This window comes from Pseudomonas sp. A39 (assembly GCF_058145955.1).
Window position 1 is genome coordinate 1 of sequence record NZ_JBYVMD010000039.1, and the last position, 21,680, is coordinate 21,680.

Here is a 21,680-nt window from a genome sequence, read left to right on the forward strand (position 1 = left end):
GTTAGCCGTCCTGGGCCAAGGATGGCCCATGACGGCGGCCCACGGATTCAAGCCGGAGTGAGGGCACACCGAGCCTAGGCGAGGTGCCGAGTGTTGGGGCAAGAGCCTTTTGGTTACTTTGGGGCTCTTTTCCAAAGTGACCCGCCGTAAGGGCGGAACCCATAGCAGCCGTTACCCAAACAACGGATATGTACTCAACCACGGATAGGTACCCAATCAATACCCCCGCCCCCGATCCACCTCACCCACCATCTCTTCCCCCCGCTCAAACCGCCGAATATTCTCCAACAACACCCCAAACGCACTCTCCGGCTGCGTCATCGCCGCAATATGCGGCGTCAACAACACCTGCGGATGCCCCCAAAACGGATGATCCGCCGCCGCCGGCTCCTCCCGCAGCACATCCAACACCGCGCCACTCAACTGACCACTCCCCAGCGCCTCCAACAAATCCTCTTCCACCAAATGCCCCCCGCGCCCCATATTGATCAGCGCCGCTCCCCGAGGCAGTTGCGCAAACAGCCGCCGATCCAGAATCCCTTGGGTCTGTTCCGTCAACGGCAGCACACACAGCACAATATCGCACTGGCTGAGAAACGCCGGCAGTTGCGCTTCCCCCGCATAACACGCCACCCCCGGCACCCGGTGTGCACTGCGCGCCCAGCCCGACAACGCAAACCCCAACGGCGCCAACGTCGCCAAAATCTGCTGAGCCTGGGCACCCAACCCCATCACCCCCACGCGTCGATGCGCAGCCGGCTGTAACAGATGCGCCTGCCAGCTCCGTGCAACCTGCTGCTGGCGGTAGCGCAACATGTCCCGGTGCAGGCTGAGCACCGCCCAACTGGCGTATTCGCACATGCCACGGGTGATGCCAGGGTCCAGCAGGCGCACCACGGGCAGTTCCGGTGGCAAACGGGAAAGGTCGAGCTGATCGACCCCGGCCGACAACGCGAACAACACTTTCAGGTTGGGCAGCACGTGCGCCAGATCTTCCGGCGCCTGCCAGGCGGCGAGGTACTCGACGTCTTCGGGGGTGCCGATGTCCGGCCAGGCGCGCCATTCGATGTCCGGTGCGTGTTCGGCGAAGAGTGCCTGCCAGTGTCGGCCGCGCACCGGGTCAGCTTTGTAGAGCAAGGCCATGGGTGTTTCCTGCTGGATGAAGGTAGCGATTATCATCGCCCAAAGCCTGGCGCAGGATCTGTTGAAAGGCAGGGCCAAAACAGTCGATCCGAATTTCTCACGGGCCAAGTTCGGCTGAGTTCGTTGTGGGCACACCGTAATCTGGACAGCATCGCAACCACCTCCAGGTTGCCGGACTCACGATGGGAAATGCCATGAATAGCAAAGTCGACGAAACCCCTCATTTGCTCCGTCAGCGCGAGCAGTTCGTGCCCCGTGGGCTGGTTACCGCGCACCCGCTGGTGATCGACCGCGCCCAGGGCGCCGAGTTGTGGGACGTGGATGGCAAGCGTTACCTGGATTTTGTCGGCGGTATCGGCGTGCTCAACATTGGTCACAACCACCCCAAGGTGGTTGCCGCCGTGCAGGCCCAATTGCAGAAGGTGTCCCACGCCTGTTTCCAGGTGGTGGCGTACCAGCCTTATCTCGACCTGGCCCAGCGCCTGTGCGAAATGATCGGCGGTCAGGAGGCCTATAAAGCGGCGTTCTTCACCTCCGGCGCCGAGGCGGTGGAAAATGCGGTGAAGATCGCCCGCGCCCACACCAATCGTTCGGCGGTGATTGCTTTTCGTGGTGGCTTCCACGGCCGCACGTTGCTCGGTACCACGCTCACCGGCATGAGCCAACCCTACAAACAGAACTTCGGGCCGTTTGCGCCGGAAGTGTTCCATACCCCCTATCCGAACGCGTATCGCGGGGTGACCAGCGAGGTCGCGCTCAAGGCCCTTGATGAGTTGCTGGCAACCCAGGTGGCGCCGGAACGTGTGGCGGCAATCATCATCGAGCCGGTGCAGGGCGACGGTGGTTTCCTGACCGCGCCGCCGGCGTTCCTGCAGGCGCTGCGTGCGTTGGCAGACAAGCACGGCATCGTGCTGATTCTTGACGAGATCCAGACCGGCTTCGGTCGCACCGGCACCTGGTTCGGTTTCCAGCACGCCGGCATCCAGCCCGATTTGGTCACCGTGGCCAAGAGCCTGGCCGGTGGCCTGCCGTTGTCCGGTGTGGTCGGCAAGGCGCAGATCATGGACGCACCCCTGCCCGGCGGGCTGGGTGGCACCTACGGCGGCAACGCGCTGGCCTGCGCGGCAGCATTGGCGGTGATCACGGCATTTGAAGACGAACACTTGTTGGCCCGCAGCCAAGTGCTGGGCGAGCGCCTGCGCCACGGCTTGCTCGGCTTGCAGGCGCGCTACCCGAACATCGGCGACGTGCGCGGCACCGGCTTTATGCTGGCCATCGAGTTGATCAAGGATGACGCGGCGCGTACCCCGGATGCCGACCTCAATCAACGGGTCATCGATGAGGCCCGTGCCGGTGGTTTGCTGGTCATCAAGTGCGGCGTGCACCGCAACGTGCTGCGCTTCCTCGCACCGCTGGTGACCACCGAGGCCCAGGTTGACGAAGCGCTGCAGATTCTCGACGCCGCGTTGGCACGGGTCTTGAACTGAGGCTGTGCCCGCTCGGGGCGAAACGCATCAAAGGAGGCTTGACCCACCATGGGGCTGACAGATTATCGAGCGTTGCTGATCGATTGCGATGAAGTGCTGGTGGATCGCGATTCCGGGGTGTGGGCGGCGCTGCAGCCGTTGCTCGACAGCCGTGGCGGGCAGCCGTCCAGGGAGCAGGTGCTGGCCGAGTTCAATGCGGTGGTGGCCAAACTCTACCCGCGCTTCGCTGAGCTAGGCTTCAGTGGTGTGTTGTGTTTCGCCCATCGCCAACTGGCGGAAGCCTGGGGTCTGCACGCCAGTTGGGAGGAGGGCATGAGCTTCGCCCGTTCGGCGGGCAATTGGTCGTTGTTCGAGGATGCGCCGGGGGCGATGCTGTACCTGCGCAAGTTTTATCGCCTGCTGGTGCGCGGCGACCGCGACGCCGAGGATCGTGGGGGGTTGTGCGAGCGATTGGGGATTGCACCGGAAGATTTCATTTCCCTGGCCGAAGACCCGCAATGGCTCACGGATCAAGGCGCGCAGCTGCAACCGGTGCTGCATGTCACGCGACCGTCGGTCGCTGCACACGCGGCGCTGGACCGCTGTTTGATCGGCCGCCACCGGGCGCGGCAGCCTTCGCCCTGTGCGGCGGACTACTGCATCAACAGCATGGCGGATCTGGTGGCGCAGCATCAGCTGTCTTTACGGCGCTGATTTTGCTAGAAGATTGTCTTAAAAATGGCAGTCAAGAGGTACGCAATGGAAGGGCTCGTAAAGCTGGACCGGATCGACATCAGCATTCTGGTTGAATTGCAGAAGGACGGCCGGATGACCAATGTCAGCCTCGCCGACGCCGTGGGCCTGTCTGCCAGCCCGTGCCTGCAACGGGTCAAGCGGTTGGAGTCGGCCGGGTATATTTCCAGCTACAAGGCGCATTTGAACCTCGCCAAGATCACCGATTCGGTCACGGTATTTACCGAGATTACCCTCAGCGACCACAAGCGCGAAGATTTCGCCAAGTTTGAATCCAATATCCGTTTGGTGGATGAAGTGTTGGAGTGCCACCTGATCAGCGGTGGCTACGATTACCTGGTACGTTTTATGACCCGCAGCATTCAGCACTATCAAGAGGTGGTTGAAAGTCTGTTGGATAAGAATATTGGGATTTCCAAGTATTTCAGTTACATCGTGATCAAGTCGCCGGTGCTCAAGGATGGTGTGCCGTTGCGCAAGTTGCTGCGGCATTGAGGTTGCCTGCCGATCAGGCGACCTTGCTTGATCGTGTGTAAACCCCATTCAAATGTGGAAGCCTGCGTTTGGCCTGCGTGTTTGATGGGGCGCTTGAGATCAAGATCAAAAGCAAAGCAAACGCTAGGCAAACCTGAACGAGGCGCCATGAGCCGAGCTTGGCAGGCGATCGCTGCCGTCGGCGCTCAGGCGCGAGCGCAATGTGCCGCTTTGCGCGGTGGTGCGGTACAGGCCGCGCTTTTGCAGGGCGGGGATGATCAGTTCGACAAAGTCATTCAGGGAGCCGGGGCTGATCAGTGGGTTGAGCATGTAGCCGCTGGTGCCGGAAATGCGCGCGTGTTCTTCGATCTTGTCCGCGATGTGTTCCGGGGTGCCGACCAGGATCAGGTCGCTGCCTCGGGTGACGTTGGCAAAGCGCTGGCGTACTTCGCCGGCGGTCAGGGGCTTGCCGCTGCCATCGGGTTTCATCACGTAGGAGGTCATGCCTTCGGTGTGGGTCGACAGTGCTTCGTTGTCGGCGTAGCGGCTGATGTCGATGCCGGTGTCGCCGGCGTAGCTCACCAGTTGTGCTTGCAGGTGATAGTTGCTTTGCAGGCTGTCGTATTTTTTCTGTGCTTCGATGGCGGTGGGGGCGGTGACGATGCGCAGCACGGTGAGTGATTTCACATCGGCGGCCTGGCGGCCACGGGCCTCGGCCTGGCGCCAGATGTCTTCCAGGCCCTGGCGGATTTCCAGTGGGTTGGACTTTGCGATAAATACCAACTCCGCATGCTTGGCCGCGAACTGCCGACCCCGCGCCGACCAGCCCGCCTGGATCAGCAAAGGCGTACGCTGCGGCGACGGCGAGGTGAGGTGCGGGCCGGCCACCCGGTAATGTTCCCCGGCATGCTGGATCGGCCGTACCCGTGAGCCGTCGGCATAGGTGTGCGCCAGCTTGTCGGCGAGCACTGCGTCATCGGCCCAGCTGCCTTCCCACAGTTTGTAGACCACGTCGAGAAACTCCTCGGCGCGTTCGTAGCGGTCGTCGTGCTTGATCATCTGTTCCAGGCCGAAGTTACGCGCGGCGCTGGAGAGGTAGGAGGTGACGATGTTCCAGCCGATGCGCCCGTCCGACAGGTGATCCAGGGTGCTGAAACGTCGGGCATGGGTAAACGGGTGCTCGTAGGTGGTGGTGACGGTGACGCCGAAGGCGAGTTTTTCGGTGAGGGCCACCAAGGCTGGAATGATCGTCAGCGGGTCATTGGCGGGGGCCTCCACCGCCCATTTCAAGGCCGCAGCCTCGTTGCCCCCGAACACATCGTAAAAGCCCAGCACATCGCCGAAAAACATCAGGTCCAGGTGGGCTTCATCCGCCGTGCGGGCCAGGTTCGACCAGTACTTGAGGGTGTTGATGCCCAGCCTTTCATCGGCCGGGTGGGTCCACAGGCTGGGCGCGCCGCCGCAGCCGACACTGGCTTGTTCGTAGAGGCCGAATAACAGCGGGGTAGGATCGGACATGGTGCTTCCTGCCAATAAAAAAGATGGGGCGACTGACTATCGCCCGTGGAGATAGGCCTTGCCGTAGTGCCGCTCCAGCCGGGCCTGGATCAGTTCCAGGCCGATGGACAGCAGCCAGTAAATCACGGCGGCGGTGGTGAGCATTTCGATGTAGCGGTACGACGAGCGGCCATAGGATTGCGCCAGGAACATCACCTCCCACACGCCCATCACCGAGACCAGCGAGGAGTCCTTGAGCATCGAGATGAACTGGCTGGTGGTCGGCGGAATAATGGTGCGCATGGCCTGGGGCAGTACGATCTGCCAGAACGTCACCGCCCGGCCCATGCCCAGTGCGGATGCGGCGTTACGTTGGCCTTGGGACACGCCGAGGATGCCAGCGCGAAAGATCTCGCTCAGGTACGCCCCGTAGTTCAACGACAGCGCGATGATCCCGGCGCTGATCGCGCCTGGTACCACCCCCAACTGGGGCAGGCCGAGGTAAATCAGCAGGATCTGGATCAGCAGCGGCGTGCCGCGAAAGAACGAGGCGTAGAAGCTGGCGATGCCGAACGCCACCGCGCTGTTCGACAACCGCGCCAGGGCGGTGGCGAAGCCCAGCGCCAGCGACAGCCAGATCGAGCAGAAGCATAAAAACAGCGTCAGCGCCGCGCCTTGCAGAAACCCCTGGGGCGACAGGTGCAGCCCCACCAGGTTCTGCCATTTGTCGGCGACGATGGCGAACTTCAGGTCGAAGCTCAGGAACATCCCGGCGAACAGGCACAGCATCACGCCCCAGGTCAGCCACAGGCGTACTCGGAACGACAACAGCGTGCGTTTCACCGGCGGCGGCTTCACCACGGCGGGTGGGGTTGGGAAAACACTCATTGGGTGATGTCTGAGCCGATCCATTTCTGCGAGATCTTCGCCAGCGTGCCGTCGCTTTTAAGCTCGGCCAGGACTTGGGCCAGCTTGGCGTCCCATGCCGGGTCGCCTTTTTCGGTGGCCACCACGTTGGGCTCGGCGTACAGCGCATCGCCGGTGATCTTGAAGCGTGGGTCGTGGTCGATGCGTTCCTTGGCGGTGACCAGGTTGGTGACCATCGCATCCAGGCGCTTGCCGGTGCCCAGGGCGAGGTCCTGGAAGGCGATGGTTTCGTTGTCATAGGGCACGGCCTGTACGGCCTTGAACGGGTAGTCGATGGGCTTGCTCGCGCCTTCGATCACCAAGTCCTTGGCCAGGTAGGCTTCGTAGGTGGAGGCGCTGACCACGCCGACTTTTTTACCGCTGAGGTCGGCCGCCGATGTGATCGCGTTGTCGTCGGCATTCACCACCACCACGGCGGGCGAGGCGTAGTACTCGAACGGGAAGTTGAAGACTTGGCCACGGGCGGCGCTGGGGGTCATGGAGCAGATGCACACGTCATAGCGGCCATTCCAGCGCCCGGCGGCGATGACTTCCCAGGAGGGGGTTTCCAGTTTCAATTTCACGCCGAGTTTGTCGGCCACGGCCTTGGTCACGTCCACGTCAAAACCATCCAGCTGGTTTTGCTCGTTGAGGAAAGAGAAAGGCGGGTAGTTCTCCATCAGCACACCGACCAACTGCTTGGATTGGGTGATGCGGTCCAGGGTTTGCCCGGCGAACACGGCCGGGCTGGCCAGAAGGAAAGTGAGGCTGAAGGCGGCAGCAGTGCGTAAGTTCATAAAAAGCATCCAAGCGAGTTTTTTATATTTAAACGCGATAAATGCTTTCTGTTTAATGATTTAAAGTGCTGACGAGTGCGCTTTCAGTTATATGTTTTGCGATTTACTGCAGGTCCAGTGCGCGCTGCTTGAGTTGGCGCTTTTGCTCGAACGGCAACTTCTCATCATCCCCATAGGGCGCGCTGTACCAGTTGCCATAGGTCGGGTTGGGCAGCAGGAACCAGCGTTGCCCCAACCAGTTCACGTAGGGCTCGACGGCCTTGCGTTGTGCCGCGAGGCTGTTGTGCTCGGCCTGTACGAAGTCGCCGAGGGAGTCGCCGGCCATCAACAACACACGGGCATGGTTGGCGACCCACTGGCGGCGGCAGTTCTTGCCATAGCCGGCGCTTTCACAGTGACCGGTGGGCGTGCTGGCGGCGAGTATTTGTTCATTGCTCTCAATCGGGAAACCGCGCAGCCGCAGGTTTTTCACGGTGGCCGCGACCTGGCTGTGTTCACGATTGGTCAGGTAGTAAACCTTGATGCCTTTTTGCTGCGCCGCTTGCAGGAACGCCACGGAACCGGGAAGCGCCTGGGCCTTGGCCTGATCGACCCAGGTGTTCCAGCGGTCATAGGAATACACTTGGTTATTGACCACGTCGCGGGCGTTGAGCGGCACGTTGTCCAGCAGGGTTTCGTCGATATCCACCACCAGCGCCGGCGGTAGCCCGTTCAGGTTGCGCGGGGGAAAGGGCAGGGCGTCCCAGGTGGGATCGGCCAGGGCCACGTCCAGTTGGCGGGTCGCGTTGGCGAACAGTTGGCGGTAGATCAGCTCGTGCTCGATGGAGGTCTGGGTCCAGAGCACGGCGTCGAGTTGGTCGTTGGCCGGCGGGGTGTGTTGACAGCCGGCCAGCAGGCACAGGCTGGCGAAGAGCAGGTTACGCATGGTGAGGTCTCGTAGGGAAGGACGCATGAGCGGCACCTTAGCCTAATCCGGCGTTGATTCACCACGCTGTGAGATGTTTCCAGCCTGCGCCCACATTCGACCTGCATGGGAGGCGAGTGATGTGCTCTGCGTAAGCACACCACCTTGCTTCGCCTTACAAAATACTCAACGGATAGCTGACGATTACCCGGTGCTCATCGCTGTCACGCTGAGTCGTCACTTCGGTGCGCAATGAGGCATGGCGCAAGGCGATGCTCAGGTTCTTCAGCGGCCCTTGCTGGATCACGTAGCTCACCGTCAGGTTGCGTTCCCACTCGCTTTTATCACCAGTGGGGGTACGGATGTTCGAGCCGCTTTCGTACATGCCCATAAAGCTCAGGCCCGGTACGCCGACCGTGGCGAAGTCATAGCCGTAACGCACCTGCCAGGTGGTTTCCCCGGCGCGCTGGAATTTGCCGATCATCGATTCGGTCATGAAATACGCAGTGGAGCCATCACCCTGGTTCAACCACACCGCATCGCTGTCGCCGCTGACTTGTTGCAGGCCGGCGGCAATCGTGTGGCCGTTGACCAGGTAAGTGAACTGAGCACTGCTCAGGCGGCTGTCGACCTTGCCTTTGGTCACGCCGTCGCCGTAGTAGCCGAAGGTGTAGAACGCCGGGTCGTTGCCGTTGGCGCCATCGGAGCGGTTGTCGAAGTGGCGCAGGTCAGTGCGCAGGGTACCCGGGCCGATCTGCCAGTCGTACTTGAGGCCCAGGAAGTTCTGTTTGTAGAAGTCCTGCAGGTTGCCGTAGTAGTACTGCAAGGTCAGGTCTTTGGTGGGTTTGTAGTCGACGCCGCCGTAGTAGAACTTGTTGACGAACTCACCGGTGCGCGCGTTGTTGGCGCCGGGGATCGACATGCCCATCTGGTCGCTCGAACCACGGCCCTTCACGTGTTCCAGTTGGCCGAGGGTGAAGGTGAAGTGGTCCAGGTCCTTGGACTGCACCTGCCCGCCATTGAAAGTCTGTTGCAGCATGCGGTCGGTGGACATCACCACCGGCAGCATCGGCACCAGGGTGCCGTATTTGAGCTCGGTCTTGGCAAAACGCGCCTTGGCGGTCAGGCCCAGGCTGCCGAACTCATCCACTGCGCGGCCATCGCTGTCGGTGGGGAATACGTTGCCGTTAAACGCGGTGCTTTGTGGGTTGTAGTGGCGACCCTTGCCGGAGTCCAGGCGCACACCGAACATGCCGATGGCGTCGACGCCGAAGCCCACCGTGCCCTGGGTGTAGCCCGACTCAAAGTTGGCGATAAAGCCCTGGCCCCATTCCTGGGTGTAGTTGGGGTCGGCCGCGCCGCTGCGGTTATCGGCGTTACTGAAGAAGTTGCGGGCCAGCACGTTGAGTTTGCTGTCTTCCACCAGGCCGGCGGCGTAGCCCTGCTGAGCGATCATCAGACCGCAAAGGCCGGCGATTACTTTAGGTGCGCGATTGAAAAGCTCCATCGGTGTCATCCCCATAAGTGTTTGGTTTTTTTGAGGGCAGTCAAAAGCGGCAGTGAAATTTTCTATTTGTTTTCAGGAGCAGGTTTTTCAGGAGCAACGGTGGCGGGCCCGACATGCAGTCGCACCGGCGGCAAGCGGTACAGGATGAACAGGGCGAGTACGCCGATCCCGGCGCACAGCAACAGGCCGACGCCCACCGACTGGGCCAGCGCATCGCGGGCCAGGTTCAGCCAGGGCGAGGCGTCAAGGGATGAGTGCAACAGCGCTTGCGGGTCGGCATACAAGGCAATCCCCTCGGCGTGGTCCGCCGCGAGAAACACGCGCTGCACGTTGGCGCTGTACAGCAGGTTGACCAGCACCCCCATGCCCGCCGTGCCCAGCAGCCCGCCGACCAACCGCAGGGACTGGGTGAGTGCGGTGGCAATCCCCAGGAACTGCCGTTCGGCCAACGTCTGGGTGAATACCGTGAGGTTGAGCAGGATAAAGCCCAGCCCCACGCCGGCCAGCAGGATCAAGCCGAGCAACAGGTTGAACGAGGCCCCGCGCCCGACCACTGCCAGCCCCAGGCACGCCAGCAACAGCGCGACAAACCCCGCCAGCGGCAAGCGGTTGGGGTTGCGCAAGCGGGTGACGATCCGGCTGTTGACGATGGCCCCCAGGGTGATGCTCAACGCCAACGGTGTGATCAACAGGCCGGCGTCCTGGGGCGAGTAGCCATAGGCGCCTTGCAGCAACAGCGGCAAGTAGAACAACAGCGAAAACATGATTGCACCGGCGGCCACCGACAGGATGAACAGCACACGCAGGCTCGGCACGCTGAACAGTGCCGCAGGCAACAGGGCATGGGGGCAGCGCCGTTCCCAGTGCCACAACGCGATGATCGCGGCGATGCAGCCCAGGCCCAACGCGGTGCTCAGCGCCAGGCTCGAATGCCCCAGCCATTCCACAAACAATTGCAGGCTGCCCAGGGCCAGGGCGATCAACAGCGCGCCGGGCCAGTCCAGGCGAATACCGCTGCGCTGTTGCGGGCGGTACCAGGGCAGAAAGCGCCAGGCGATCAGCAGCGCCAGGCAGCCCAGCGGCAGGTTGAGGTAAAACACTGAACGCCAGCCGAAGGCTCCGGTCAGGTAACCACCCAGGCCCGGACCGATGGCATTGACCACGCTGAACAGCGCACTCAGCAGCATCTGCCAGCGCAGACGTTGGCGGGTATCGGGAAACAATTCGGGGATACAGGCGAACGCGGTGCCGATCAGCATGCCGCCGCCTACCCCTTGCAGGGCGCGGCCAATCACCAACACCAGCATGTCGTTGGCCACGGCGCAGGCCAGGGACGCCAGGGTGAAAATCAGCGTGGCGGCGAGCACGAACGGCTTGCGCCCGTAGTAATCACCCAACCGACCAAAAATCGGGATAGTGACGATGGACGCCAACAGATAACCGGTGGCCACCCACGCATAGAGTTCAAAACCATCAAGCTCGGCGACGATGCTCGGCAAGGCATTGCCGATCACGGTCTGGTCCAGTGCCGAAAGCATCAGCACCAGGGAGATGCCGAGCATGGCCAGCAAGGCTTGCTGGAAACTCAGGGGAGGGTGGGCTGCCACGGTCATCGTCGCTCCTCAGCGCAACGCGGCGACGGCGGCAGCAATACGCGCGCAGCCCTGGTCGAGGGTGGTGATCGCAGTCGCGATCGACATGCGGAAAAACGGCGCCAGCCCATACGCCGTGCCCGCCACCACCGCCACGCCCTGGCTTTCCAGCAGGTACATCACCACCTCGCCATCGCTGTCCAGGACCTTGCCCTCGGGCGTGGTTTTACCCAGCAGGCCACCGCAGTTCACATACAGGTAGAACGCGCCATCCGGCTTGCGGCAGCTCAGGCCGGGAATCGCATTGAGCAACTCCAGGCAGCGGTCGCGGCGTTGCTGGTAGACCTGCACGCTTTGCTTGACGAAGGACTGGTCACCGTTGAGCGCTTCTACCGCCGCCGCCTGGCTGATTGAGCAGGCATTGCTGGTGGACTGCGATTGCAGGGTGGCCATGGCGCCGATCAGGTCGGCGGGGCCAGCGGCGTAACCGATGCGCCAGCCGGTCATGGCGTAGGTCTTGGACACACCGTTGACCACCAGGCTGCGTTCGCTCAAGGCCGGTTCGATGGCCAGGATGTGCGGGTTGTCCAGGCCGTCGAAACGGATGTGCTCGTAGATGTCATCGGTCATCAGCAACACATGGGGACAGTCCAGCAGCACATCGGCCAGGGCACGCAATTCGCTGCGGCTGTAGCTGGCGCCGGTGGGGTTGCTCGGCGAATTGAGCAGCAGCCAGCGGGTGCGGGGGGTGATGGCGGCGCGCAGTTGTTCCGGGGTCAGTTTGAAACCGTTGTGTTCGGGGCAGGCGAGGGTGACGGGCTCGCCTTCGCATGCCAGCACCATGTCCGGGTACGACACCCAGTACGGTGCTGGGATCAACACCTCATCGCCCGTGCCGAGGGTGGCGGCGAAGGCATTGAAGATCGCGCTCTTGGCGCCGCTGGTCACCAGTATTTGCTGGGGGGTGTAGGTCAGGGCGTTTTCGCGGGCCAGCTTGTCGACGATGGCCTGGCGCAGTTCCGGGGTGCCGGCGTTCTGGGTGTAGCGGGTTTCACCGCGCTCGATGGCGGCGCTGGCGGCCTGGCGAATGTGGGGGGGCGTATCGAAGTCCGGTTCGCCTACCACCAGGTTGATGATGGACTGGCCTTGGCGTCGCAGCTCGTTGGCGCGGTCGGACGCGGCGCTGCTGGGCGATGGTTTGATGCGTTGCACACGGGCGGCGATGCGGGAGGCAGTCACGGGCGTTCCTCGTTGATGGCGTTGACAGGGGCCACAGTACGAGGGGTGGGGGAGCGGGTCATAAGATGAGTTTGTTCTGGTTTGATAGGAAGTGCTTATGGCTGGGCGCGCACTGAATGGGTGCGTCCAGCCCTGGGTGCGCCGCGTGGGTGCCTGGGAGGGGGATTTTGGGGGAGCCATAGCGAAGGCTTATGGCTGGTTGTGGGGAGTGGCCTGGGTTTTGCAAAACATCGCAGGTCTCTGTGTGAGCTGGCTTGTCTGCGAAGGCGGGGCTGTGGGGCGGTCGGGCGGTGTGCATATCCGTTGCTGCGGTAACGGCGGCTTAGGGTTCCGCTCTTACAGCGGGTCACTTTTGGAAGAGCGCCAAAAGTAACCAAAAACGCTTTGCCCCACCACTCGGTGCCTCGCCTAGGCTCGGCATGCCCTCACTCCGGCTTGAATCCGTGGGCCGCCGCCCCGCGCCATCCATGGCGCGGGGCGGCTAACCCGGCGTCCTGCCGGGTTACCCACGGATTCAAGCCTGCGTTCGGCCAGCGTGGTTGACGGGGCGCTTGAGATCAAGATCAAAAGCAGAGCAGAAACAAGCAAAAAACGTCCACCTCCAGCACAAGGGCATCGCCATTTTGAACCTGCGTCGATTGAAGTATTTCGTGAAACTGGTCGACATCGGCAGCATGACCCAGGCTGCCGATGTGCTGCACGTGGCGCAACCGGCGTTGAGTCAGCAGTTGGCGACGCTGGAAGCGGAGTTGCAGCAACAGTTGTTGATTCGCACCAAGCGTGGCGTCACGCCGACGGAGGCGGGCAAGGTGCTCTATGGCCATGCGCAGATCATTCTGCGCCAGTGCGAACAGGCGCAGAGCGATATCAACGCCACCGGCCAGGCGTTGTCCGGGCAGGTGTCGGTGGGGCTTGCGCCGGGAACTGCCGCTTCGGCGCTGTCGTTGCCGTTGCTGCGCACGGTGCGCGAGCGGCATCCCGGCATCCTGCTGTATCTCAATGAGAACTTCGGCACCACCTTGAGTGAGCTGATCATGAACGGCCGCATGGACATGGCGGTGCTCTACGGTGGTCGCGAGGTGCATGGCTTGAGTTTTGTCTCGCTGTTGCGCGAGCCGCTGTACCTGGTGAGTGCCGACCCGGCCATTGCTACCCGTGAAGACATCCCGCTGGCCGAACTGGCGGACATGGACATGCTGCTGCCGCGTCCCTACAACGTCATGCGCCGGCTGGTGGATGAAGCCTTTCTGCGTATCGGCCTCAGTGCTCGGGTGGTGGCCGAGATCGAGTCGTCTACCACCCTCACCGCCGCCGTGGCCGATCATTTCGGTTCGACCATCCTGCCGGAGTCGTCGGCGCGGGTGATGGTGGCCGCGACGTCGGTGCATATGTGTCGCATCGTCGAGCCCCAGGTGGAGGCGCCGCTGGCGCTGTGCCTGTCGGGGCATTTGCCGTTGTCGGTGCCGGCCCAGGCGGTCAAGGCGATCTTGCTGGAACTGGTGGCGCAGATGCGTGGCAGCCTGATTTGAAGGGTCATAAGGTCGGCTTATCACCCCAAAGCCAAAGCGTCTTGGCCGCTTTTCGAGGGGCTCGGTAGATTGGGCCCATCCACTCAAGACACGCTCGACAGGCAGGGGCCATACATGGATTCAGCACGTATCAAGGGGTTGATGGAATTGCTGGCCGAGTCCGATTTGCTGGAGCTGAGCCTCACCGAAGGCGACAGCACGTTGCGGCTGTTCAAACAGCCCGGTGAGGTGGCCGTCAGCGTCGTGCCGACGGCGGTTGCAGCGCCGGCAGCGACACCGACACAGCCAACGGCGGCCGTGGACATCAAGGCCAGCCTCTACGGCGTGCTGCACCTGACGCCCGCCGTCGGTGAAGCGCCGTTTGTAGCGCTAGGGCAAGTCATCGAAGCCGGCCAGACCGTGGCGGTGATTGAGGCAATGAAGATGTTCCATCCGGTGAAGGCCAAGGCTGCCGGCAAAGTCCTCGAGATCCTGGCCCAGGGCGGGGTTGAAGTCGAAGCCGGCCAGGCCTTGTTCCGCCTGGGTTGACCCTCACGCGTATTCGTAATTCAGGTGAATTCAATGTTCGACAAAGTGCTGATCGCCAACCGTGGCGAAATCGCCCTGCGCATTCAGCGTGCCTGTCATGGCCTGGACATCAAGACCGTGGCGGTGCACTCCGAAGCGGACCGCCAGGCGCAGTATGTGCAAAACGCCGATCAATCGCTGTGCATCGGCCCAGCCGCGCCCGGCCTGAGCTATCTGAACCAGACGGCGTTGCTGTTTGCCGCCAAGGTCAGCGGCGCCCAGGCGATCCACCCCGGTTATGGGTTCCTGTCGGAAAACGCCGGGTTTGCCGAGCGTATCGAAGCGGCGGGCCTGACCTTTATCGGCCCGAGCGCCGCGTGCATTCGCACCATGGGTGACAAGGTGGCGGCCAAACGGGCGATGCGCGAAGCCGGTGTGCCCTGCGTGCCGGGGCCGGACTCGACAATGCCGACCGACGACGCCAGCATCCTCGCGATTGCCGCTGAAATCGGCTACCCGGTGATCGTCAAGGCGGCCGGCGGTGGCGGTGGTCGCGGCATGCGCGTGGTGCAGGCCGAGGCCGACTTGCTGGCCGCCATCGGCCTCACCCGTGAAGAAGCGCGACTGGCCTTCGGCAACCCTGAACTCTATATCGAGAAATTCCTCGGCCACCCCCGGCACGTGGAAATCCAGGTGCTGTGTGATGCCCATGGCCACGCGATCTGGCTGGGTTGCCGCGACTGTTCGCTGCAACGTCGCCACCAGAAGGTGTTGGAAGAAGCGCCGGCACCGGGCATTGATCCGGCGTTGATCGCCAAGGTTGGCGAACGCTGCGCCGAGGCTTGCCGCCGGATCGGCTATCGAGGCGTGGGCACCTTCGAGTTTCTGTACGAGGACGGCGAGTTCTTTTTTATCGAAATGAATACGCGTCTGCAGGTGGAGCACCCGGTCACCGAGATGACCACCGGCATCGATATCGTGCAGCAGCAACTGCGCATGGCGCGCGGAGAAGTGTTGAGCGTGCGCCAGGAAGACGTACAACTGAACGGCCACTCCCTGGAGTGCCGCATCAACGCCGAAGACCCGATCACCTTTATGCCCACGCCTGGCCTGATCCAGCGCTGGGAAGTGCCCGGCGGCTTTGGCGTGCGGGTCGACTCACATGTCACCACCGGCTATCGCGTGCCGCCGTATTACGACTCGATGGTGGCCAAGGTCATTACCCATGGTGCCACGCGTGAAGAAGCCATGGCGCGCATGCGCCTGGCCCTGAGCGAGATGCGCGTGGAGGGCATCAGCACCAACATCGCGCTGCACCGCGACATTCTCGACGACCCGGCGTTCTGCGCTGGCGGCGTCGACATTCATCACTTGGAGCGCTGGTTGCAGCAAAGGAGTTCCACATGAGCACTGTCCCTGTCATCAGCCTGCTGGGCTCCAGCGCGTTGCTGTTCGAGGCCCCGGGCGAACTCGACCTGGCGCCGCAGCAGCGTATCTGGCGCCTGGCCCTGCAAGCCGGCGGATGGCCCGAGATCCACGAAGCCGTGCCCGGCATGAACAACTTGATGCTCACCTTCCTCACGCCGCCGCGTGAACTCAGCGGGTTGTACCAACGCCTGCTGGAGGCCTGGGAACAGAGCCAGCCGTTGCCCCTGGAAGGGCGCATCGTCGAGTTGCCGGTGGTGTATGGCGGCGAGTTCGGCCCGCACATGGCGGACGTGATCGCCCACACCGGGCTGGATATCGAGACCATCGCCAACCTGCATTGCGAACCGCTGTACCCGGTATATGCCCTGGGCAGCCACCCCGGTTACTGCTACCTCGGCGGCATGGACCCACGCCTGGCCACGCCACGGCGGCAGGTGCCAGTGCTGAATATCGGCGCGGGCTCGGTGTCCATCGGGGGTGTGCAGACCGGGGTGTCCGCCTCGGCCGGCCCCAGCGGCTGGAACACCATCGGCCGCACCGAGATGGCGTTTTTCGACCCGGCCCAAACCCCGCCGGCCATCTTGCGGCCGGGGGATTTCCTGCGCTTGCGCATCGAGAGGATCATTCGATGATCGAGATTCTATCGGCCACCGCCCTGGCCACCGTGCAGGACTTCGGCCGCTTCGGCAGCCTGGGTTACGGCGTGGGCACGTCGGGCGCCATGGACCACCTGGCCCTGGCCTTGGGCAACCTGTTGCTGGGCAACCCCGAAGACGCTGCCGCGATTGAAATACCACTGTTTCCGTTTGAAGTACGCCTGCTGCAGGACTGCGCGTTCGCCGTGACCGGCGCCGCTTGCGACACCACGTTGGACGGCCAGCCGCTGCCACCGAACTGGGTGTACCAAGGCCGCGAAGGCCAGGTGCTGAGCCTGGGCTACCCCACCTCCGGCAGCCGCGCTTACTTATGCCTGGCAGGCGGTGTGGATGTGCCGGCCGTGCTCGGTTCACGCAGTACCCAGTTGCGCGGTGAGTTTGGCGGCCTGGACGGCCGTGCGCTGCAACAAGGTGATCGGCTGGGAGCGATGCGCCCAGGGATCAGCCCGTTGGCGCTGGATTTTGGCGTGTTGGCACCGAGCCTGGCCTTGCCGCTGCAGGTCGATGGGGTGCCCGCGATGCGCGTGTTGCCTGCTGCCGAGTACGAGCGTTTTCAGCCTGCGTCTCGCGCCGCGTTCTGGGCAGGTGAGTGGAAGGTCACGACCCAGAGCAATCGCTACGGCTACCGGCTGGAAGGCGAGCCGCTGCTGCCTGTCGCACCGATGGAAATTCGTTCCCATGGCATCGTGCCGGGCGTGATCCAGGTGCCCCACGGTGGCCAACCGATTATCCAGATGCGCGATGCCCAGCCGAGTGGCGGCTACCCCAAGTTCGGCAGTGTGATCGAGGCCGACCTGTGGCGCCTGGGCCAGGCGCCCATTGGCAGCAAGGTGCGCTTTATCGAGTGCAGCTATCTGGAAGCCGTCGAAGCCCTGGACACCAACCGCCGTTACCTGCGCGAAGTCAGCCGCCTGGTGGCACTGCACCGTGAAGGAGTAAACGCATGACCCTTTCGGACATTCGCCAACTGGCGCTGTGGCTCAAGGAACACCACTTGGCCGGCGCCGAGATGAGCCGCCCCGGTGTGCACTTGACGCTCAAGCGCGGTGTCCCGGCCGTCACTGTGGCTGCGCCTGCGGCCGTCACGGTTGAGGACAACGTGCTGCGCACCACGGGCCTGGGCCGCTTGCTGCTGACCCATCCCGAACTCAGCGAGCCGTTTGTCGCGGTGGGCGATCAGCTCAGCGCCGGCCAGTTGGTCGCACTGCTGCAAGTCGGGGAGTTGCTGTTGCCATTGCGCAGCCCCCAGGCCGCACGCGTGGTCGATGTACGTGTGCCCTGCGGCACCCACGTCGGTTATGGCGAAGCGTTCCTCGGTATGGAGAACCCAGTATGAAGATCGATTTGAACGCCGACCTGGGCGAGGGCTTCGGCCCGTGGCGCATGGGCGAGGACGACGCATTGATGCGCCTGATTTCATCGGCCAACGTCGCCTGCGGTTTCCACGCCGGCGACCCGCTGATCATGCACAACACGGTGCACCTGGCCAAAGCCGGTGGCATCGACCTGGGCGCCCACGTGGGCTTCCCGGACTTGATGGGCTTTGGCCGTCGGCAGATGAACATCGAGGTCAAGGAGCTCGCCACGTACGTGATCTACCAGCTCGGCGCGCTCGCCGGGATGGCCGCAGTGAACGGCCATCGCATGACCCACATGAGCTTCCATGGCGCCCTGGGCAACATGGTCGCGGCCGATACCGCGCTGGCCGAGCCGCTGGTGCGGGCGGTGGCGGCCTTTGACCCGACGCTGATCATCAGCTCTTCCAGCAGCCGAGCCATCGAGGGCGCGGCCGAGAAGTGCGGTCTGCGCGTCGCGACCACCTTTCTCGCCGACCGCGCCTATGACGATGACTGCCTGCTGGTGCCGCGCAAGGTCGAGGGCTCAGTGATCAAGGAACCGACGGCCGTGCTGCGTCGGGTGCGCCAGTTGCTGGAGGAGGGCACGGTGACAGCCCTCAGCGGCAAGGTGCTGCGGGTGCCGGCCCATTCAATCCTGCTGCACGGCGACACCCCCGGCGCGGTCGAACTGGCACGCACCCTGCGCGAGGAAATCGAGCGGATGGGCGGGTGCATTACACCGATTTCCCAGCTGTTGGCGGCGTCATAAGCAGGCCTTATTGCCACACAACCATTGCGTCTTGGTCCAGCGTCCGAACGCTGGATAGAGTCGAACCATAACCCGTCGCACAAGGACCACCCCCATGCCATTTTCCGACTACCAAACCGCGCTGGTCACCGGGGCTTCCTCAGGTATCGGCGCTGCCGTTGTCGAGCGCCTATGCCAGGAAGGCGTGCAGGTGCATGCCCTGGCTCGCAGCGCCGACAAGTTGCAGGAACTGGCGGCCAGGACCGGCTGCATCGCCCACGCCATCGACGTGACCGACCTCGCCGGGCTGACCACGCTGTTCGCCGAACACCGCTTCGACATCCTGGTGAACAACGCTGGCGTCGACAAACCTGGCTCCTTGCTCAAGGCCGACGCCGCGGGCATCGACCTGCTGATCGACGTCAACCTGCGCGCCGTGCTGCACCTGGCACGCCTGGCATTGCCGGGGATGGTCGAGCGCGATTGCGGGCACATCATCAACATCAGTTCGATTGCGGCGGCCTACAACTTTGGCGGCAACTCGACGTATCACGCGACCAAGGCGGCGGTGAGCATGCTCTCGCGCCAATTGCGTATCGACGCGTTCGGCAAGCGCGTGCGCGTCACCGAGATCTGCCCGGGCCGGGTCGCTACCGACATCTTTGCGCATGTGCACGGCGACTCCGAAGAGACCTACAAACGCTTTGTCGAGGGCTTTGAATTGCCCCAGGCGCAAGACATCGCCAACGCGATCGCCTTTGCGATTGCTGCGCCGATTGCAGTGAACATCGGGCATATGGAAATCACCCCGACCCTGCAAGTGCCGGGCGGGCTCTCCACCGCACGGCCCCAGGACTATCAGGGCTGAACACCCGCTACTTTCAAAAGAACGGACCGATCCGTCATCGCTGCACCCCCGCCACGGCCATGCCGGGTGATTTGATTCCTGCCCTAGCCCAATGCCGATAGGGATTGACCATGAAGCAAGACTTCGATTTGGCCGCGATTCTGCAAGGCGAATATGCCGAGCTGATCGTCAAGGGCATCGAAATGACCTTGCAGCTGGCGTTGTTCGCCTGGCTGCTGGCAATGGTGCTGGCGTTGACACTGGTCACCGTACGCCTGACCGGTAATAAGCTGGCTGACCGCCTGGTGGCGGGGTACGTGTCGTACCACCGTAATGTGCCGACCCTGGTGCAACTGATGCTGTGGTACTTCGGCGTGCCGACGCTGCTCAGCGAATCCGCGCAACTGTGGCTTGCCAACCACAACACCGAATACCTGTTCTCGGTGATCGCCCTGGGCCTGTGCCAGGCCGCGTATTTCTGTGAAGACATCCGCAGTGGCCTGCGCGCCATTCCCGCCGGGCAGACCGAAGCGTCCAGGGCCCTGGGCCTGGGTTACGTACGTTCGATGCGCTACGTGATTCTGCCGCAAGGTGTGCGCAACTGCCTGCCTTCGCTGATCAACCACACGGTGCTGCTGTTCAAGAACACCAGCCTGGCGATGGCCATCGGGGTGGTGGAACTGACCTACGCCAGCCGCGAAGTGGAGAACTACACGTTCCGCACCTTCGAGTCGTACCTGGTCGCCACGGTGTTCTACCTGGTGTTTTCACTGCTGCTGATGGGCGCCGGGGCGTTGCTCGCCCGGCACTTCAGCAAAGCCCTGGCGAGGTAGACGACGATGTTCGATATGTTTTCGATCGTGCAACAGAACTGGACGCTGTTCCTTATCGGCCAATACCCCCACGGCCCGCTGGGGGGGCTGGCGAGCACCCTGATCCTGGCGGCGTTGGCGTTGCTGCTGGCGTTCCCGTTCGGCCTGCTCCTGGCCCTGGCGCGGGTATCGCCGTGGAAGGGCCTGTACCTGCTTGCCACGGTGTGGGTCTACGTGCTGCGCGGTATTCCGTTGCTGATGGTGATCTTCTGGACTTACTTCCTGGTGCCGTTGCTGATCGGCCATAACATCACCGGCTTCATGACCATGCTTTGCACCCTGGTGATCTACCAGAGCGCCTACCTGTGCGAAATCATTCGCGGCGGCATCCAGGCATTGCCGGCCGGGCAATACGAAGCGTCGCGCGCCCTGGGCCTGGGCTACGTGCGTACCACCGTGTGGGTGATCCTGCCCCAGGCGTTGTACAACGCGCTGCCGAGCCTGATCAGCCAGTTCATCTCGATCATCAAGGAAACCTCCCTGGGCTACGTGATCAACGTGCAGGAAGTGACCTTTGCCGCCAACCAGGTCAACAACCAACTGCTGACCAAGCCGTTCCAGGTGTTTTTCATCCTGGCGATCATCTACTACCTGCTGTGTTTCGGCCTGACCCGCCTGGCCGGTTGGGTGGAGCAGCGCATTGCGCGCAAGCGCCTGGGCGACGGCGGGCAAACCGTGCCGGGCGATCCGTTGCTGGCCACCGATAATTGAAGAGGGCTGCGCTCATGCATCCAATGATCATGTTTTCGAAAATCAATAAATGGTACGGCGAGTACCAGGCGCTCACTGACATCACCGCCGAGGTGCAACCCGGCGAGGTGGTGGTGCTGTGCGGCCCCTCGGGCTCAGGCAAGTCGACCTTGATCCGCACGGTCAACCGCCTGGAGGACATCCAGGCCGGCCAGATCCTGTTCGATGGCCAGGACGTGCACGGCACCGACGCCCAGGTCAACCGGCTGCGCAGCCGCGTGGGGTTTGTGTTCCAGAGCTTCAACCTGTTCCCGCACCTGTCCGTGCTGGAAAACATCACCCTGGCACCGAACAAGCTGCGCAACCTCAAGGGCGCGGCGGCCAAGCAGAAGGCCATGGAACTGCTCGACCGCGTGGGCCTGGCCCACAAGGCCGGTGCCTACCCGGCGCAGTTGTCCGGCGGCCAACAACAACGCGTGGCGATTGCCCGGGCCTTGGCGATGGAGCCGCCGGTGATGCTGTTCGACGAGCCCACCAGTGCCCTCGACCCGGAAATGGTCGGTGAAGTGCTGAACGTGATGAAGGGCCTGGCCAAGGACGGCATGACCATGATGTGCGTGACCCACGAGATGAACTTCGCCCGCGAAGTGGCTGACACCATCTGGTTCATGGACGCGGGGCAGATTCTGGAAAAGAGCAGCCCCGAGGCCTTCTTCGCCCAGCCTTCGCACCCGCGAGCGCAACGTTTTATCGCCGACCTGCGGGCCCATTGAGCTGCGGCGGCTTTG

At 63.0% G+C, this 21,680-nt stretch carries 22 protein-coding genes; 14 read left to right on the forward strand and 8 right to left on the reverse strand.

Annotated features, from left to right (window positions below; translation table 11 throughout):
• Nucleotides 1-216: 216 nt before the first annotated feature.
• The gene (locus tag AC3ZU9_RS24305; protein WP_490091467.1) at nt 217-1,143 is read right to left on the reverse strand and encodes a 2-hydroxyacid dehydrogenase; all 927 of its coding nucleotides are present in this window, start codon (nt 1,141-1,143) and stop codon (nt 217-219) included.
• A gap of 194 nt (nt 1,144-1,337) precedes the next feature.
• Between AC3ZU9_RS24305 and gabT the strand changes: the two genes are divergently transcribed.
• Genes gabT through AC3ZU9_RS24320 form a run of 3 tightly spaced genes read left to right on the forward strand, consistent with a single transcriptional unit; the run spans nt 1,338 to nt 3,857 of the window.
• Entirely contained in the window at nt 1,338-2,630 is a 1,293-nt protein-coding gene (gene gabT, locus AC3ZU9_RS24310; RefSeq protein ID WP_093541293.1) for a 4-aminobutyrate--2-oxoglutarate transaminase, read from the forward strand.
• Nucleotides 2,631-2,678: 48 nt separating this feature from the next.
• Nucleotides 2,679-3,323, forward strand: coding sequence for an HAD family hydrolase (locus tag AC3ZU9_RS24315; RefSeq protein ID WP_015884827.1), 645 nt, complete (start codon nt 2,679-2,681; stop codon nt 3,321-3,323).
• A gap of 45 nt (nt 3,324-3,368) precedes the next feature.
• Nucleotides 3,369-3,857 (forward strand): Lrp/AsnC family transcriptional regulator, encoded by a 489-nt coding sequence (locus AC3ZU9_RS24320; protein ID WP_003174918.1) that lies wholly within the window; start codon nt 3,369-3,371, stop codon nt 3,855-3,857.
• Between the two features lie 123 nt (nt 3,858-3,980).
• On the opposite strand, the gene AC3ZU9_RS24325 is transcribed toward AC3ZU9_RS24320, so the two are convergent.
• The 7 genes from AC3ZU9_RS24325 to AC3ZU9_RS24355 form a co-directional block, all read right to left on the reverse strand.
• Complete coding sequence (locus AC3ZU9_RS24325) at nt 3,981-5,354, reverse strand: LLM class flavin-dependent oxidoreductase (protein ID WP_043205600.1); 1,374 nt, start codon at nt 5,352-5,354, stop codon at nt 3,981-3,983.
• A 36-nt stretch (nt 5,355-5,390) separates the two neighbouring features.
• A complete protein-coding gene (locus AC3ZU9_RS24330; RefSeq protein WP_015884825.1) occupies nt 5,391-6,221 on the reverse strand; it encodes an amino acid ABC transporter permease in 831 nt (276 codons plus the stop codon).
• On the reverse strand, nt 6,218-7,036 hold the full coding sequence (locus tag AC3ZU9_RS24335) for a transporter substrate-binding domain-containing protein (RefSeq protein ID WP_490091448.1): 819 nt from the start codon (nt 7,034-7,036) through the stop codon (nt 6,218-6,220). The genes AC3ZU9_RS24330 and AC3ZU9_RS24335 overlap by 4 nt, the downstream gene beginning before the upstream one ends.
• Nucleotides 7,037-7,139: 103 nt before the next feature.
• A complete protein-coding gene (locus AC3ZU9_RS24340) occupies nt 7,140-7,961 on the reverse strand; it encodes a 5'-nucleotidase, lipoprotein e(P4) family (RefSeq protein WP_043205596.1) in 822 nt (273 codons plus the stop codon).
• 154 nt (nt 7,962-8,115) lie between these two features.
• Complete coding sequence (locus AC3ZU9_RS24345) at nt 8,116-9,447, reverse strand: OprD family porin (protein ID WP_015884822.1); 1,332 nt, start codon at nt 9,445-9,447, stop codon at nt 8,116-8,118.
• Nucleotides 9,448-9,509: 62 nt separating this feature from the next.
• Complete coding sequence (locus tag AC3ZU9_RS24350; RefSeq protein WP_093541299.1) at nt 9,510-11,060, reverse strand: MFS transporter; 1,551 nt, start codon at nt 11,058-11,060, stop codon at nt 9,510-9,512.
• A 9-nt stretch (nt 11,061-11,069) separates the two neighbouring features.
• Nucleotides 11,070-12,278, reverse strand: coding sequence for an aspartate transaminase (locus tag AC3ZU9_RS24355; RefSeq protein ID WP_122811640.1), 1,209 nt, complete (start codon nt 12,276-12,278; stop codon nt 11,070-11,072).
• Between the two features lie 623 nt (nt 12,279-12,901).
• Between AC3ZU9_RS24355 and nac the strand changes: the two genes are divergently transcribed.
• From nac to AC3ZU9_RS24410, 11 genes are all read left to right on the forward strand, one after another.
• A complete protein-coding gene (gene nac, locus AC3ZU9_RS24360; RefSeq protein ID WP_015884819.1) occupies nt 12,902-13,807 on the forward strand; it encodes a nitrogen assimilation transcriptional regulator NAC in 906 nt (301 codons plus the stop codon).
• A 114-nt stretch (nt 13,808-13,921) separates the two neighbouring features.
• Nucleotides 13,922-14,335 carry an acetyl-CoA carboxylase biotin carboxyl carrier protein gene (locus AC3ZU9_RS24365; protein ID WP_046036519.1) on the forward strand — a complete coding sequence of 138 codons (414 nt, stop codon included), beginning with the start codon at nt 13,922-13,924 and terminating at the stop codon, nt 14,333-14,335.
• Between the two features lie 33 nt (nt 14,336-14,368).
• On the forward strand, nt 14,369-15,721 hold the full coding sequence (accC, locus tag AC3ZU9_RS24370; RefSeq protein WP_490091449.1) for an acetyl-CoA carboxylase biotin carboxylase subunit: 1,353 nt from the start codon (nt 14,369-14,371) through the stop codon (nt 15,719-15,721).
• On the forward strand, nt 15,718-16,374 hold the full coding sequence (pxpB, locus tag AC3ZU9_RS24375) for a 5-oxoprolinase subunit PxpB (RefSeq protein ID WP_490091450.1): 657 nt from the start codon (nt 15,718-15,720) through the stop codon (nt 16,372-16,374). Before accC ends, pxpB begins: the two co-directional genes overlap by 4 nt.
• Nucleotides 16,371-17,345, forward strand: a complete 975-nt coding sequence (locus AC3ZU9_RS24380; protein ID WP_015884815.1) for a 5-oxoprolinase subunit C family protein — start codon at nt 16,371-16,373, stop codon at nt 17,343-17,345. Before pxpB ends, AC3ZU9_RS24380 begins: the two co-directional genes overlap by 4 nt.
• Nucleotides 17,342-17,734 (forward strand): biotin/lipoyl-containing protein, encoded by a 393-nt coding sequence (locus AC3ZU9_RS24385; RefSeq protein ID WP_102060053.1) that lies wholly within the window; start codon nt 17,342-17,344, stop codon nt 17,732-17,734. The genes AC3ZU9_RS24380 and AC3ZU9_RS24385 overlap by 4 nt, the downstream gene beginning before the upstream one ends.
• Entirely contained in the window at nt 17,731-18,504 is a 774-nt protein-coding gene (locus AC3ZU9_RS24390) for a LamB/YcsF family protein (protein ID WP_102060054.1), read from the forward strand. Before AC3ZU9_RS24385 ends, AC3ZU9_RS24390 begins: the two co-directional genes overlap by 4 nt.
• A gap of 94 nt (nt 18,505-18,598) precedes the next feature.
• Nucleotides 18,599-19,351, forward strand: coding sequence for an SDR family oxidoreductase (locus AC3ZU9_RS24395; protein WP_015884812.1), 753 nt, complete (start codon nt 18,599-18,601; stop codon nt 19,349-19,351).
• 110 nt (nt 19,352-19,461) lie between these two features.
• Complete coding sequence (locus AC3ZU9_RS24400) at nt 19,462-20,163, forward strand: amino acid ABC transporter permease (protein ID WP_015884811.1); 702 nt, start codon at nt 19,462-19,464, stop codon at nt 20,161-20,163.
• 6 nt (nt 20,164-20,169) lie between these two features.
• Nucleotides 20,170-20,913, forward strand: coding sequence for an amino acid ABC transporter permease (locus AC3ZU9_RS24405; protein ID WP_015884810.1), 744 nt, complete (start codon nt 20,170-20,172; stop codon nt 20,911-20,913).
• 23 nt (nt 20,914-20,936) lie between these two features.
• Nucleotides 20,937-21,665 carry an amino acid ABC transporter ATP-binding protein gene (locus AC3ZU9_RS24410; RefSeq protein WP_173390410.1) on the forward strand — a complete coding sequence of 243 codons (729 nt, stop codon included), beginning with the start codon at nt 20,937-20,939 and terminating at the stop codon, nt 21,663-21,665.
• Nucleotides 21,666-21,680 lie beyond the last annotated feature (15 nt).